General features: G+C 69.9%; 13 protein-coding genes. 7 read left to right on the top strand and 6 right to left on the bottom strand.

The window, feature by feature from the left end; genetic code table 11:
* Nucleotides 1-17: 17 nt before the first annotated feature.
* From Q7W82_RS14240 to Q7W82_RS14230, 3 genes are all read left to right on the top strand, one after another.
* A complete protein-coding gene (locus Q7W82_RS14240) occupies nt 18-1,415 on the top strand; it encodes a formimidoylglutamate deiminase (RefSeq protein ID WP_242159052.1) in 1,398 nt (465 codons plus the stop codon).
* A 52-nt stretch (nt 1,416-1,467) separates the two neighbouring features.
* A complete protein-coding gene (gene hutC, locus Q7W82_RS14235; RefSeq protein ID WP_242159051.1) occupies nt 1,468-2,199 on the top strand; it encodes a histidine utilization repressor in 732 nt (243 codons plus the stop codon).
* 304 nt (nt 2,200-2,503) lie between these two features.
* Nucleotides 2,504-4,492, top strand: a complete 1,989-nt coding sequence (locus Q7W82_RS14230) for an SDR family oxidoreductase (RefSeq protein ID WP_242159050.1) — start codon at nt 2,504-2,506, stop codon at nt 4,490-4,492.
* A gap of 157 nt (nt 4,493-4,649) precedes the next feature.
* Here the strand turns inward: Q7W82_RS14230 and Q7W82_RS14225 are convergent, their stop codons facing one another.
* From Q7W82_RS14225 to Q7W82_RS14215, 3 genes are all read right to left on the bottom strand, one after another.
* A complete protein-coding gene (locus Q7W82_RS14225) occupies nt 4,650-5,657 on the bottom strand; it encodes a restriction endonuclease (RefSeq protein ID WP_242159049.1) in 1,008 nt (335 codons plus the stop codon).
* Nucleotides 5,658-5,857: 200 nt separating this feature from the next.
* Entirely contained in the window at nt 5,858-6,502 is a 645-nt protein-coding gene (locus Q7W82_RS14220; RefSeq protein ID WP_242159048.1) for a phasin family protein, read from the bottom strand.
* Between the two features lie 121 nt (nt 6,503-6,623).
* Entirely contained in the window at nt 6,624-7,889 is a 1,266-nt protein-coding gene (locus Q7W82_RS14215) for a patatin-like phospholipase family protein (RefSeq protein ID WP_242159047.1), read from the bottom strand.
* A gap of 87 nt (nt 7,890-7,976) precedes the next feature.
* Here Q7W82_RS14215 and Q7W82_RS14210 point away from each other — a divergent pair, with 87 nt between their 5' ends.
* Entirely contained in the window at nt 7,977-8,696 is a 720-nt protein-coding gene (locus Q7W82_RS14210; protein WP_242159046.1) for an exocyst complex component Sec6 family protein, read from the top strand.
* A 331-nt stretch (nt 8,697-9,027) separates the two neighbouring features.
* On the opposite strand, the gene Q7W82_RS14205 is transcribed toward Q7W82_RS14210, so the two are convergent.
* Entirely contained in the window at nt 9,028-9,303 is a 276-nt protein-coding gene (locus tag Q7W82_RS14205; protein ID WP_242159045.1) for a polyhydroxyalkanoic acid system family protein, read from the bottom strand.
* A 116-nt stretch (nt 9,304-9,419) separates the two neighbouring features.
* On the opposite strand from Q7W82_RS14205, the gene Q7W82_RS14200 reads away from it, so the two are divergent.
* The gene (locus Q7W82_RS14200) at nt 9,420-10,220 is read left to right on the top strand and encodes an FHA domain-containing protein (RefSeq protein WP_242159044.1); all 801 of its coding nucleotides are present in this window, start codon (nt 9,420-9,422) and stop codon (nt 10,218-10,220) included.
* Here the strand turns inward: Q7W82_RS14200 and msrQ are convergent.
* Complete coding sequence (gene msrQ, locus Q7W82_RS14195) at nt 10,189-10,818, bottom strand: protein-methionine-sulfoxide reductase heme-binding subunit MsrQ (protein WP_242159043.1); 630 nt, start codon at nt 10,816-10,818, stop codon at nt 10,189-10,191. The two genes, Q7W82_RS14200 and msrQ, sit on opposite strands and share 32 nt — an antisense overlap.
* Nucleotides 10,819-10,951: 133 nt before the next feature.
* Nucleotides 10,952-11,920, bottom strand: coding sequence for a protein-methionine-sulfoxide reductase catalytic subunit MsrP (gene msrP, locus Q7W82_RS14190; protein WP_242159042.1), 969 nt, complete (start codon nt 11,918-11,920; stop codon nt 10,952-10,954).
* Nucleotides 11,921-12,074: 154 nt separating this feature from the next.
* Here msrP and serC point away from each other — a divergent pair, with 154 nt between their 5' ends.
* Together serC and pheA are read left to right on the top strand one after the other, a co-directional pair.
* Nucleotides 12,075-13,160 carry a 3-phosphoserine/phosphohydroxythreonine transaminase gene (serC, locus tag Q7W82_RS14185; protein WP_242159041.1) on the top strand — a complete coding sequence of 362 codons (1,086 nt, stop codon included), beginning with the start codon at nt 12,075-12,077 and terminating at the stop codon, nt 13,158-13,160.
* Nucleotides 13,161-13,239: 79 nt separating this feature from the next.
* Complete coding sequence (pheA, locus tag Q7W82_RS14180) at nt 13,240-14,385, top strand: prephenate dehydratase (protein WP_242159040.1); 1,146 nt, start codon at nt 13,240-13,242, stop codon at nt 14,383-14,385.
* The last annotated feature ends 30 nt before the right edge of the window (nt 14,386-14,415 follow it).

Genomic DNA, 14,415 nt, shown 5'->3' with positions numbered 1-14,415 from the left:
TCGATGGAGGGTGTCCAGTGCAGACCCAGGTGAAGCAGCAGGCCAGTGGCCACGCGGGATCGGGCGAATTCTGGTGCGCGCACGCGCTGCTGCCGCAGGGCTGGGCGCGCGAGGTGCGCATCGGCGTGCGCGGCGGCCGCATCGCCACGGTGGACAGCGGCGTGGCCGCGGCACCGGGCGATCAGCGCCTGGACATCGTGGTGCCGGGGCTGGGCAATCTGCACAGCCACGCCTTCCAGCGCGGCATGGCCGGGCTCACCGAGATCGGCGGACGCAGCGGCGACAGCTTCTGGAGCTGGCGCGAGCTGATGTACCGCTTCCTGCAGCGGCTGAGCCCGGACGATCTGCAGGCCATCGCCGAGCAGGCCTACGTCGAGATGCTCGAGGCTGGCTTCACCCGGGTCGGCGAGTTCCATTACGTGCATCACGCCGCCGACGGCCGGCCGTATGCCGACCGCGCCGAGATGGCGCAGCGCTTGGCCGCCGCGGCGCAGACCAGCGGCATCGGCCTGACCCTGCTGCCGGTGTTCTACGCGCACGCCGACTTCGGTGGCGCCGCGCCGAACCCGGCGCAGCAGCGCCTGCTGCACGACGTGGACGGCTTCGCCGCGCTGCTGGACGGCAGCCGCCGCGCCCTGCAGGGGCTGGACGATGCGGTGCTGGGGCTGGCCCCGCACAGCCTGCGGGCGGTCACCCCGGACGAATTGGCGGCGCTGCTGCCGCTGTGCGACGGCCCGGTGCACATCCACATCGCCGAGCAGACCCGCGAGGTCGATGCCTGCCTGGCCTGGAGCGGACAGCGGCCGGTGCAGTGGCTGCTGGCGCACGCCCCGGTGGATGCGCGCTGGTGCCTGGTGCACGCCACCCATGTCGATGCCGCCGAAGTGCAGGGCATCGCCGCCAGCGGTGCGGTGGTCGGGCTGTGCCCGATCACCGAGGCCAACCTCGGCGACGGCCTGTTCCCGATGCCGGCGTTCGTGCGCGCCGGCGGCCGCTTCGGCGTGGGATCGGACTCCAATGTGCTGATCGATGCGGCCGAGGAACTGCGCCTGCTCGAATATGGCCAGCGCCTGAGCCTGCGCGGGCGCAACGTGCTGACCGGCGACACCGTGCTGTCCAGCGGCCGCTTCCTGTTCCAGTCCGCCGCGCAGGGCGCGGCGCAGGCGCTCGGCGTGGCCCAGGGCCTGTGCGTGGGCGCCCCGGCCGATCTGGTCGAACTGGACGCCGCGCATCCGGCACTGCAGGCGCGCCACGGCGACGCCTGGCTGGACAGCTGGCTGTTCGCTGCACGCGTCGGCGCGGTGCGTTCGGTCTGGCGCCACGGCCGCGAACTGGTGCGCGAGGGCCGCCACCTGCAGCGCGACGCCGTCGCCGCGCGCTATGCGCGTGCGTTGACCCGGCTGCTGGACGCATGAGGCGCGCGGATCACGTGGTGGCGTGCACCGATCGCCGCAGCGCGGAGCGCCCGTGAGTCCCGCCGCACCGACGCTGCCGCTCAACCAGCGCATCCGCCGCGACATCGAGGCGCGCATCCGCAGCGGCGAGTGGCCGCCGGGCCATCGCATTCCGTTCGAGCACGAACTGATGGCGCAGTACGGCTGCTCGCGCATGACCGTCAACAAGGTGCTGGCGCTGCTCGCCGACGCCGGCATGATCGAGCGCCGGCGCCGCGCCGGCTCGTTCGTGGCGCGGCCGCATCCGCACATGGAACAGGTCGCGCTGGAGATCCCGGACATCCCGGTCGAGGTCGCCGCGCGCGGCCATGCCTACCGCTTCGAACTGCTGGAACGGCAGCAGCGCGCGCCGCGCGCGGCGTTGCCGCAGGAGGCCGAGGTCGCCGCGGGCGGCAGCCTGCTGGCGCTGCAGTGCCTGCACTATGCCGACGGCCGCCCGTTCGCGCTGGAGGAGCGGGTGATCAATCCGCTGGCGGTGCCGGAGGCCTTGCAGATGGACTTCGCGGTGACCGTGCCCGGCAGTTGGCTGCTTCAGCATGTGCCCTGGACCCGCGCCGAACACCGCATCAGTGCGGTCGGCGCCAGCGCCGCGCAGGCGGCGCGCCTGCAGGTGCCGGCCGGCACGGCCTGCCTGCTGATCGACCGTCGCACCTGGCGCGGCGAGCAGGCGGTGACCTTCGTGCGCCAGGTGTTCCTCGGCGACACCTACGACCTGGTCGCACGGTTCTCGCCCGGCGCGCGCTGAGCCTGGCGCGCACGGCGACTGCAGGCAACTCACGTACGTCGGGAAGCATCGCGGAGGAGCGGCTTCAGCCGCGACGAAAGTGTCCATGGAAGGCCGTTGTGGCCGACGCCGCTCTTCAGGCCGCGTCACGACGCGCGACGAGCACAGGTGATGAGGCGCCCGCAGCGGCCTCTGCGCTACGCGATGCTGCGATGCCGCACATTCGCCATACGCCAGCGTGCGTTTGTCCTGCCTGCCGCACTCTGGCAAGTTAGCGCCGGGGCCGGGCGAGGGGCCGTGGCCGCGGAACGAGGGATGGTTCGGCATGACGTATTTCGTGACAGGCGCCACCGGTTTCATCGGCCGCTACCTGATGGCCAAGCTGATGCGGCGCAAGGGCGTCGTGCATGTGCTGCTGCGCAAGGAGTCGCAGCGCAAGTTCGATGCGCTGGTCCGCGAGCAGGGCTGGGATCCCAAGCGCCTGGTGGTGCTGCATGGCGACGTCGGCGCTGCGTACTGCGGGCTGTCGGCGGCGCAGCGCAAGGCGCTGCAGGGCAAGGTCAAGCACTTCTTCCACCTGGCCGCGCTGTACGACCTCACCGCCAAGGCCGAGGAACAGCGCGTCGCCAACCTCGACGGCACCCGCAACGCGCTGGAACTGGCCGCGCAACTCGGCGCCGGCATTTTCCACCACACCAGTTCGATCGCAGTGGCCGGGCTGTACCCGGGCATCTTCCGCGAGGACATGTTCGAGGAAGCCGAGGCGCTGGACGATCCCTACCTGCGCACCAAGCACGACGCCGAGGCGCTGGTGCGTGCCGAGACCCGGATCAAGTGGCGCATCTACCGCCCGGCGATGGTGGTGGGCGATTCGCGCACCGGCGCCATCGACAAGATCGACGGCCCGTACTATTTCTTCCCGCTGATCAAGAAGCTGCGCCAGCTGCTGCCGCCGTGGGCGCCGATGCTCGGCATCGAGGGCGGACGGATCAATCTGGTGCCGGTGGACTTCGTCGCCGACGCGATGGACCACATCGCGCACAAGCCCAAGCTCGACGGCCACACCTTCCACCTCACCGACCCCGAGCCGCTGCGCGTGGGCGAGGTGCTCAACGTGTTCTGCCGCGCCGGCCACGCGCCGGAAATGACCTTGCGGGTGGACGCGCGCATGTTCGCGTTCGTGCCCTCGAGCATCCGCGCCGCGGTCGGCAGCCTGCCGCCGATCCGCCGCTTCACCGGCATGCTGTTGCGCGATTTCCGCATCCCGCGCGAGGTGCTGAAGTTCATCACCTATCCCACGCGCTTCGACAGCCGCGAGACCGAGCGCGCGCTCAAGGGCAGCGGCATCGCCGTGCCGCGGCTGGAGGACTACGCCTGGCGCCTGTGGGACCACTGGGAACGGCACCTGGACCCGGACCTGTTCGTCGACCGCTCGCTCAAGGGCAAGGTCCGCGGCAAGGTGGTGCTGATCACCGGCGGTTCCTCCGGCATCGGCCTGGCCACCGCGCAGCGCGTCGCCGAGGCCGGCGCCATCACCGTCATCGTGGCGCGCGGCGAGCAGGAACTGCACGCCGCGCGCGACGCGATGAACGCCAAGGGCGGCAAGGTCTTCGCCTATACCGCCGACCTCTCGGACCTGGCCGACTGCGACCGCCTGCTGAAGACCGTGCTGGAGGCGCACGGCCACGTCGACGTGCTGGTCAACAACGCCGGCCGCTCGATCCGCCGCTCGATCGAACTCAGCTACGACCGCTTCCACGATTTCGAGCGGACCATGCAGTTGAACTACTTCGGCAGCCTGCGCCTGATCATGGGTGTGCTGCCGGGCATGACCGCGCGGCGCAAGGGCCACATCATCAACGTCAGCTCGATCGGCGTGCTGGCCAACTCGCCGCGCTTCTCCGCCTACGTCGCCTCCAAGGCGGCGCTGGACGCCTGGAGCCGCTGTGCGCAGGGCGAACTGTCGGGCAAGGGCATCAGCTTCACCACGGTCAACATGCCGCTGGTGAAGACGCCGATGATCGCCCCGACCAAGATGTACGACAGCGTGCCGACGCTGAGCGTGGACGAGGCCGCCGACCTGATGGTCAAGGCGATCATCGAACGCCCCAGCCGCGTGGCCACGCGCCTGGGCATCTTCGCCGCCCTGGTCAACGCCGTGGCGCCGAAGGCCTACGAAGTGGTGATGAACACCGCCTTCGAACTGTTCCCGGACTCGGCCGCGGCCAAGGGCGACCGCAAGGCGCTACGCGAGACCAAGCCGAGCCAGGAGCAGATCGCGTTTGCTGCGCTGATGCGGGGGGTGCATTGGTAGGAGCCGGGAATCGGGAATTGGGAGTGGGGAATCGGAAAGGCGCTGGCTGCACGCGGCGCTGCTCCTTTCTCGTCAGACAGGTCCGCCTGCGTGCATGTTCATTGCGCGCCGATAGCCGCCTTTACCGATTCCCCATTCTCCACTCACTATTCCCAGCCTAAAACGTCCTACATTGCCGCCAGCGCACCGGCTCCTCGCGGCCGGGCCGGGGGTTGAGCTGGATGCGCACGGTACGCAGGGACGGGTAGCGCTCCACTTCCTTGCAGATGCGCGGCCACACCTGGGCGTCGTCGCCGCTGCGGTCGACCACCAGGGTCATCTGCGTCTGCCAGATGCCGCGGATCACGCCCGGGGTGCCGGCCAGGGCCTTGGAGAGGGCCTGGCGGTTGCGCTGTTCGGTGGCGGGGTCGGGGTCGGCGAGATTGCCGGCGTCGTCGAGCGTCGGCTGGGGCGGCGCGGCGGGCGTGGCCGTCGGTGTGGCCGCGGCCTGCGTGGGGGCGGCAGCAACGGCCGGCGTAGGCGGAGCCGCCGACACCGGGGTGGCCACCGCGGCCGGCGGCTCGGCGGGCTGCTGCAGTGCCAGCGCGCCGACGCCGACCACTACGCCCAGGGCCAGCGATGCCAGGCCGGCGATGGCGATGTGGCGCTGCGCCCGGCGCCGGCTGGCGCCGACCACGCCGTCTTCCAGTTCGCTGGGCAGGTAGGGCTTGAGCATCGGCCAGATGCGGCGGCCGTCGAGGATTTCCACCGCCTGCTTCTCGGCCGCGGCGATGCCGTCGCGTTGCACCTTGCCCTCGGTGATCAGGATGCCGCCCTGCGCGCCCATCAGCCGCGCCGCTGCGCCCAGTTCGTTGACCGCGGCCGAGCCGATCCGATAGGCCCGGCCGTGCTTGCACGACAGCAGCCAGCGCGCGTCGCCGCGGGTCATCACGAAGTCGCTTTGCGGTTCCTGGCTGGCGTGCTCGTCGACGGTCACGTCCTGCAGGTCGCGCTGCTCGCGCATCGCCCGCCGCACCATGTAGGAGAAATCGCGCCAGTGCAGGCCGGCCAGCGCATGCAGCCCGGCCGTGGTCTCGTTTTCGCGGCGCCGCACCAGCCACAGGTAGAGGCTGGCCGCCAGCCATGCCGCGACCGCCAAGAGCGCTGCCGCTATCCAGGAAAACATGCTCGCACCCGCACACGCGCCGTAAAGAAGTCAGTGTATCGCCAGCGTGTCACGGCGCCGGCAAGGCGACAGCGGTGGAAGGCGGACAAAAAAGACCCGCCAGTCCGAAGCCGAGAGGGGAGGGGAGCAAACGGTCTTCTGATGGACTGGCGGGTCCGTTTCGATTGTCTGGAAAAACGTGCTGCTTTGCAACAATCCGGTTACTCGGCCGGGGTCGGCACCGCGTTGCGCTTGCGGCTGGCGCGCTTGGGCGCGCTCTTGGCAGGTGCGACCTTGGCGACCACCGGGCCGGCGCGGCGCCGCGCCGGTGCCGCGCGCTTGGCGGCGCCGGGTTGCGCTGCGGCAGTCTTCTTGGCCGTCTTCTTCGCTGCCGGCGCCTTGCCCGAGGCCTGCGGCGCACGGCCGCCACGCAGATGGCGCAGTTCGCCATTGAGCGCGTCCACCCGTTCGATCAGCGCGCCCAGGTCTTCGCGGCTGGGCACTTCCAGGCGGCGCAGGGCGCGCTGCACGCGGTCCTCGAATACTTTCTCCAGGCGGTCCCAGGTATCGGCGGCGCGCTCGCGGGCCTGGCCGACCCGGTTCTCCACCGCATCGCGCACCGCGTCGACGCCGCCGCCGGCCAGCTTGCGCGTGCTCTGCTCCAGGTTCAGCCCTTCCTTCACCAGGGTCTCGAACAGCTTGCCGCCTTCGGCCTGGGCGCGGCCGAAGGCGCCGACGCCGGCCAGCCAGACCTGCTGCGCCGATTCGCCCAGGCGCTTGGACAGCTTCTCCGCCTGCGCCTGCAGGGTCTCGTCGGCAGGGGCGGTGCTGCGCTTCTTGCGCGCGGATTTCTTCAGAGTGGCCATGACGGTGCGGTTCCTTCGGCGGGTGAGTGGCGGAGATCGAGACTCGGGAGGTTGACTAGAGTAATCACACCAGCATGCGCGTGGCGTACGCGGACGACACCGTTGGTCGGCGCGGGCTTCGCTACGCCGGCGGCGAACGGCGGGTGCGGCGCTTGGCACGGCGGCCGGCGATGACCTGGTCGACGTCGTCCAGTGCACGCCGCAGGCGCGCGGTGGTCTCGGTCATGCGCCGTGGCTGCACGTCCACGCCATCGAGGAAGGTGCGCTTGCGGTCGTTGAGGATGTCGTGGCGCAGCGCGATGCCGTGCGCGGCCAGCAGCGGCTCCAGCGTCTGCGCGTTGCGGCGCAGGTCCGACAGGGTGTTGCGGTAGGCGAGCTGGCAGACGCGGTGGCGCGCGGCGTAGCTGAAGAGATTGGTGAAGAACAGCTCGCCGTTGTCGGCGTTGGGCTCGAACACCAACTGGTCCACCTGCGGGTACTGCCGCGCGTACTTCTCCAGCCCCACCTGCATGCGCGACTGCAGCAGGGTGCGGAAGGTCTGCGACAGCACCGCCGGCAGGCCACCGGCGAGCAAGCGCGCACGGTCGACGTGGCCGTTGCGGCGCGGCGCGTGGGTGGCGTCGTAGGGCACCAGCGGGTTGATCCCGATCATCAGGTCGATGCCGCGCTCCAGCAGGGTGGAGGCGTGCATGGTGCGGCGCAGCGCGCCGTCCACGTAATGGCGGCCGTCGATCTGCACCGGCGGGTACAGCCCCGGCAGTGCCGCGCTGGCCTGGATCGCCAACGAGATCGGCACGTGGTCCATGCCCGGCTCGCCGAAGCGCACCGTGCCGCCGCTGTCCAGATCCACCGCGACCACGAACAGGTTCGTGCCCAGTTCGCGGAAATCGTTGCTGCGGCCGCGGCGGCTGAACACGTCCTGCAGGAAGCGCTCGACCCCGGCGTTGTCGAACAGGCCGCTGGGCACCAGTCCGCCGAAGCGGGTGATCAGGTCGGACCAGCGGGTCTTGCGCGGTTCGGTGAGCAGGTCGTGCCACCAGCCGTAGGCCAGCCGCGGCAAGGTCGCCGCGCGGCGCAGGTATTCGTAGACATTGGGCCGCAGGAAGTCTTCCGGGCGGAAGTGCGCATCGTCGCTGTTGCCGGTGACGAAGATCCGGCAGATCTCGGCGCTGCTGACCCGGTTGGCCAGGCCGGCGGTGAGGAAGGCGCCGGAACTGACCCCGACGTAGCAATCCAGGCGGGTCAGGTCCAGGCCGTCGAGTGCCTCGTCCAGCGCACGCAGCGCACCCAGGCCGTACATGCCGCCGATCGGGCCGCCGCCGGCGATGGCCAGTCCGATGCGGCCGTTGGAATGGGGACGGGGCGAGGCGCTGTGGAGGGAAAGCATGCGCGGTCCGCTGGAGGCAGTGGCGCGAGTGTAGCCGAGCGGCGTGACGCTTGCGGTCGTGCCGGGCTGCGACCATCATCGGCGGCCATGGCGCGCAGCACTCCCGTCCTGGAACGACTCGGCCGCCGCTTGGCGTGGCACCAGGCGCTGCACGATCCCGCGCGCGAACCGCGCAATGCGCTGCGCTGGCTGCAGGAGCTGCGGCGCTGGCAATCGGAACGGCTGGAGCGCAGCTTCGAGCATTTCCTGGAGGATCCGCAGCGGCGCCCGGCGGCGATGTTCTTCCTCGCCGATGTCTATGGCGACCGCGACTTCAGCCGCCGCGACGCCGATATCGTCAAGGTGCTGCCGATGATGCAGCGGCTGATGCCGGCCTCGCTGCTGGAGACCGTGGCCGACGGCATCGGCCTGGGCGCACTGACCCACGCCCTGGACCTGCGCATGGCCGAGGCGCTGCAGGCCCTGGCGCCGCGGCGCAAACGCCTGGACGAGGCGCTGTACGCCGAGGCCTATCGGCAGACCGGGCTGCCGCGCCTGCGCCAGCGCCAGATCGATCTGATCGCCCGCGTCGGCCTGGGCCTGGCCAGCGCGGTGCACACGCCCGGCGTGCGCATGCTGCTGCGCTTCGCCCGCGGCCCGGCCAAGGCGGCGGGGCTGTCGGAGTTGCAGGGGTTTTTGGAGCGCGGTTTCGACGCGTTCTCCAAGCTGGGCGATGCCGAGGGGTTCATCGGCGATATCGAGACCACCGAGCGCGCCGTGTCGCGGCGATTGTTTGCCGGCGATCCGGATCCGTTTGCGTTGGAGTGAGTGGGCGCTCCCGGACCCTCACCCCAACCCCTCTCCCGGCGGGAGAGGGGCTAGCGCTGTTCCTTCTCCCCTCCGGAGAAGGTGCTCCGCAGGGGCGGATGAGGGTGCGGGCGCAGCCTCGCATAGCTGATTCCACCAGCGCGTGGCGCCGCACCCTCACCCCAACCCCTCTCCCGGGGGGAGAGGGGCTAGCGCTGTTCCTTCTCCCCTCGGGAGAAGATGCCTCGCAGGGCGGATGAGGGTGCGAGCGCAGCCTCGCATAGTTGATTCCACCAGCGCGTGGCGCCGCACCCCAGCCCGTCTCCCGAGGGGAGAGGGGCTCGATGACGCCTCAGCCCAGCTTTTCCGACAGCACCCGGCGAATCTCGCTTTCCACCGTGCCCTTCATCGCCGACAGCAGGAAACCCAGTTCGGCAGTGACATGCACCTGCTTGGGCAGCAGTTCGATGCGTCCGTCCACGCCCGAGCGCGTGAACAGCAAGGAATCGCCATCCCAGTGCGATTCCAGGTCGAAGCGCTCGGCCAGTTTCTTGGCAGCGGTTTCGATGGCCTTGCGGGCCTGCGCGGGGGTCTTGGTGTGGTCGTGGCGGATGTCGATGCTGGACATGCTGGCTCCTGTGCGGGCGGGTCCCCGCGTGAACGATCAGGCATTGTGCGTATGCGCGGTGCATTGTCCAGCACGCGCGCTTCTGCGCGCGCAGGCAACCTGCTAGGCTGCCCGCCGTGCACGATCTGCAAGTCCATTTCAGCAACCGCCAACATCCCGACCGGCCCCTGCGCGCGGGCGTGCATCGCATCGTGCGGCTGGCCTCCGGCCAGGTCAGCGTGGTCGACGACACCCAGGGCGCGTTGCTGCTGGCGCAGTTCTGCCTGGACCGGCGCGGCCTGTGGCTGCAGGTCGCCAGCGGCAGCCGTGGGATCCACGTCAATGGCCGCCCGGTACGGCGCATGGCCCTGCTGCGCGCCGGCGACGCGGTCTACGCCGACGGCGTGGAGATGGTGGTGCAGGGCAAGTGCGAGCCGCTGCACCGGCTGCCCGAGGTCAGCGAGGCCGAGCACGACGATCCGCGGCTGGTGCTGCGCGGCGTCGGCGGTCCGCACCATGGCCGCAGTTTCACCGTGGACCGGGTGCGCAGCATCGGCCGCCTGCGCGAGTGCGACATCCGCATCGACGATCCGGCCTGCGCCGAGCAGCACGCGCGCCTGGAACGGCATGGCGAGCGGGTGCTGCTGCGCGGCTTCGGCGATGCGCAGACCCAGGTCAACGGCGTCGCCGTCCGCAGCTGCTGGCTGCAGCCCGGCGACCAGGTGGTGTTCGATGCCCAGCACCGGTTCGTGCTGGAAGTGCCGCAGGTCGTCGGCGGCGAGCCGCTGCGCGACGATCCGGCCCTGGCCGCACTGGCGCTGACGCCGGCGGCGGTGGCGCCGCGCCCGGCCACCGTGCGGCGCTGGCCGTGGCTGTTGCTCAGCGCGCTGTTGCTGGCCGCCGCGCTCAGCGGCCTGCTGTGGTTCGGCGCGCGCTGAGCGCCCGCCAGCCGCGCCAGCCCAGCAGCACCGCCAGGATCGCCGCGTACAGCAGCGGCTCGCGGATGTCCGACTTCACCAGCCACCAGAAGTGCAGCACGGCGAGCACGCCGATCGCGTAGATCGCCTTGTGCAGCTTGCCCCATTTGCGCTTGAGCCGGCGCATCCAGCCCTGGGTGGAGGTGATCGCCAGCGGCACCAGCAGCAGCCAGGCGAGGAAGCCGACGGTGATGTAGGGGCGTTTGACGATCTCCTCGAAGATCTGCGTCCAGTAGCCGCGCAGGTCCAGCCCCAGGTAGGCCGCCAGATGCACGGTCGCGTAGAAGAACGCATACAGCCCGAGCATGCGCCGGAAGCGCAGCAGCACCGGTTGCCCGGTCAACTGCCGCAGCGGCGTGATCGCCAGGGTCAGCAGCAACAGCCGCAGCGCCCACAGCCCGGTGCGGTGCTCGACCTCGGCCACCGGATCGGCGCCGAGCGCGTCGCTGCCGGTCTGCCACACCTGCCAGAACTGCCAGCCCAGATACGCCATCGGCGCCAGCGCCAGCGCATGCACCACCGCCTTGGCGGCGATCAGCGAAGCGGAAGTCTTAGCCATGTCCGGTCATCGCGCCGTGTTGGCACAGGTGCCACGCGGCACGCCGACTGCGATTCCAGCCGTCGCGCGATGCAACCACCAGCGCCGCGCTTTTCCCATTCCCGATTCCCAGTTCCCCATTCCCAGCTTCTCCTCAATACCATTTCTTCAGATCCATCCCCGCATACAGCGACGCCACCTGGTCGGCATAGCCGTTGAACGGGCGGGTGGGGATGCGTTCGGCGAACAGCTTGCTGGCCTTGCCGGCGATGCGGCGCTCGGTCTTCTGGCTCCAGCGCGGGTGGTCCACCGCCGGATTAACGTTGGAGAAGAAGCCGTACTCGGACGGCTGCAGCTCGTGCCAGGCGGTCTCCGGCATGCGCTCGACGAAGCGGATCTCGACGATCGACTTGATGCTCTTGAAGCCGTACTTCCACGGCACCACCAGCCGCAGGGGCGCACCGTTCTGCTGCGGCAGCGGCTTGCCGTACAGGCCGGTGGCGAGCAGGGTCAGCGGGTGCATGGCCTCGTCGATGCGCAGGCCTTCCTTGTACGGCCAGTCGATCGAGCTGTAGCGGATGCCGGGCATCTGTTGCGGATCGGCCAGGGTGGTGAAGGCGACATACTTGGCCTTGGAGGTCGGCGCGAAGCGCTTGAGCACGTCGCCCAGCGGCACGCCCAACCACGGGATCACCATCGACCAGCCTTCCACGCAGCGCAGGCGGTAGATCCGCTCCTCGGGCGTGTGGCCCTTGAGCAGGTCGTCCAGGCTCAGCGTGCCGGGCTTCTCGCACTCGCCGGACACCTTCACCGACCACGGCGAGGTGCGCAGGGTCTTGGCCGCCTTGGACGGATCGGTCTTGTCGGTGCCGAACTCGTAGAAGTTGTTGTAGCTGGTCACGTCCTCGTAGCGGGTCAGTTCTTCGTTGGTGCGGAACCCGCTGCGCGCCTGCTCCGGCGTCATCACGGTCTTGGGCGGGGCCGGCGGCTCGGCATCGGCGCAGCCGACCAGGCCGGCCACCGGGGTCAGCGCCAGGGCCTGCAGCAGGCGCCGCCGGTCGCGGTAGACCGCCTCGTCGGTGATCTCGCGGCTGGGGACGGTGAGGGCATCGCGCAACGACATGGCGGACTCCTGGAGCGAAGGGGGCGAGCAGTGGCGGGGACTTCACCACAGACTACGCATGCGCAGGGCGAATGGATGCAAATGCAACCTAAATTGCCCGGGCCGCAAGCTGTTGCGCTGCGGCATACTAGGGGTCCTGTCCGATAGGTGCCCCATGACGCGCGCGTTCAATTTCAGTGCCGGCCCCGCTGCCTTGCCGGAATCGGTCCTGCGCCAGGCGCAGGCGGAGATGTTGGAGTGGAACGGCGTGGGCGCCTCGATCGTGGAGCTGAGCCACCGCGGGGCCGAGTTCATGGAGGTGGCGGCGCAGGCCGACGCCGACCTGCGCCGGCTGATCGGCATTCCCGACGACTACGCCGTGCTGTTCCTGGCCGGTGGCGCCACCACCCAGCAGGCGCTGCTGGCGCTGAACTTCGCCGCGCCCGGGCAGACCGTGGACTACGTGGTGACCGGGCACTGGAGCAAGACCGCGATCAAGCAGGTCGGGCCCTACGTCGACGTGCACGTGGCCGCCAGCAGCGAGGCCGGCGGCTTCCGCGACATCCCGCCGCGCGCCGACTGGCAGCTGCGCGAGGATGCCGCCTACGTGCACATCACCGCCAACGAGACCATCCACGGCGTGGAGTTCCGCGACACGCCCGACGTCGGCGTGGTGCCGCTGTTCGCCGATTTCAGCTCCAGCATCGCCTCCGAACCGATCGACGTGTCCAAGTACGCGTTGATCTACGCCGGCGCGCAGAAGAACCTCGGCCCGGTCGGCGTCACGGTGGTGATCATCCGCCGCGACCTGCTCGAACGCGCCGGCCAGCCGCGCGCGGACATCTTCGACTACCGCTCGCACGTGGCGCGCGACTCCATGCTCAACACCCCGCCGACCTGGAACTGGTACCTGGCCGGGCTGGTGTTCAAGTGGATGCTGGCCGAGGGCGGCGTGGAGGCGTTCGCCGCGCGCAACCAGGCCAAGTCGGCGCTGGTGTATTCGGCGATCGACGCCTCCGGTGGCTTCTACCGCAACGAGGTCGCGGCGGCGGTGCGCTCGCGGATGAACATCCCGTTCTTCCTGCCGGACGAGACCCTCACCACGCGCTTCGTCGCCGAGTCCAAGGCGGCCGGCCTGCTGGCGCTGAAGGGCCACAAGGCGGTCGGCGGCATCCGCGCCTCGCTGTACAACGCCATGCCGCTGGCCGGTGCGCAGGCACTGGTTGCGTTCATGCGCGACTTCCAGCAGCGCCACGGCTGAGTCGCCGATTTTTGTAGGAGCGGCGTCAGCCGCGACCGGATCGCTCCGGCGATCCGGACCACCGAGGAACCCCCGATCCATGGCCGCAAAGCCGAAGAAATCTCCCGCCGCCGCCAAGCCGGCCAAGCCCGCGAAACCCGCCGCCACGCCGGCCCTGGCCGACGTGCGCGCCAAGATCGACGAGATCGATCGCACTATTCAGGCCTTGATCGCCGAGCGCGCGCAGTTCGCGCATCAGGTGGGCAAGGCCAAGGGCAAGCTCGCCGCGGCGGTGGACTATTACCGCCCCGAGCGCGAGGCGCAGGTGCTGCGCATGGTGGTGGACCGCAACCAGGGCCCGCTCAGCGACGAAGTGCTGGTGCACGTGTTCCGCGAGATCATGTCCGCGTGCCTGGCGCAGCAGGAGCCGCTGAAGATCGGCTACCTGGGGCCGGAAGGCACCTTCAGCCAGCAGGCGGTGCTCAAGCACTTCGGTCGCTCGGCGGTGGGCCTGCCGATGGCCACCATCGAGGAAGTGTTCCAGGAAGTGGAAAGCGGCAACGCCGACTTCGGGGTGGTGCCGGTGGAGAACTCGGGGCAGGGCACGATCCAGGTCACCCTGGACATGTTCCTCACCTCCAACCTGAAGATCTGCGGCGAGACCGAGCTGCGCGTGCACCAGTTCCTGCTCTCGCGCAGCGGGCGGCTGGATGCGATCGAGCGGATCTACGCGCATCCGCAGTCGTTCGCGCAGACCGCCGGCTGGCTGCGTGCGAACCTGCCGAAGGTGGAGAAGATCCCGGTCTCCAGCAACGCCGAGGGCGCGCGCCGTGCGCGCAATGCCGACGATGCGGCGGCGATCGGCGGGGAGAGCGCGGCGCATGTGTATGCGCTGAAGAAGGTGATCATGAAGTCGATCGAGGACGACGCGGACAACACCACGCGCTTCCTGATGATCGGGCGGCAGATCTTCCCGCCGTCGGGGCACGATCGTACGTCGGTGCTGGTGTTCATCCACGACAAGCCGGGTGCGCTGTTCGATGTGCTCAGTCCGTTCGCGCGGCATGGGATCAGCATGAATCGGATCGAGTCGCGGCCGTCGCATCAGGCGAAGTGGGAGTACGGCTTCTTCATCGATCTGGCGGGGCATGTGGAGGATGAGGCGATGAAGGCGGCGTTGGCGGAGTTGAAGGCGCATTCGGCGCAGATCAAGGTGTTGGGGTCCTATCCGGTGGCGGTGCCTTGAGGTGGTTGCGCGGTTGCTTTGGTCTGACCG

This window comes from Xanthomonas indica (assembly GCF_040529045.1).
In the GTDB taxonomy this organism is placed as follows: domain Bacteria; phylum Pseudomonadota; class Gammaproteobacteria; order Xanthomonadales; family Xanthomonadaceae; genus Xanthomonas_A; species Xanthomonas_A indica.
The sequence above is the reverse complement of the archived record's forward strand: the minus strand, read 5'-3'. Positions and strand labels throughout refer to the sequence as shown.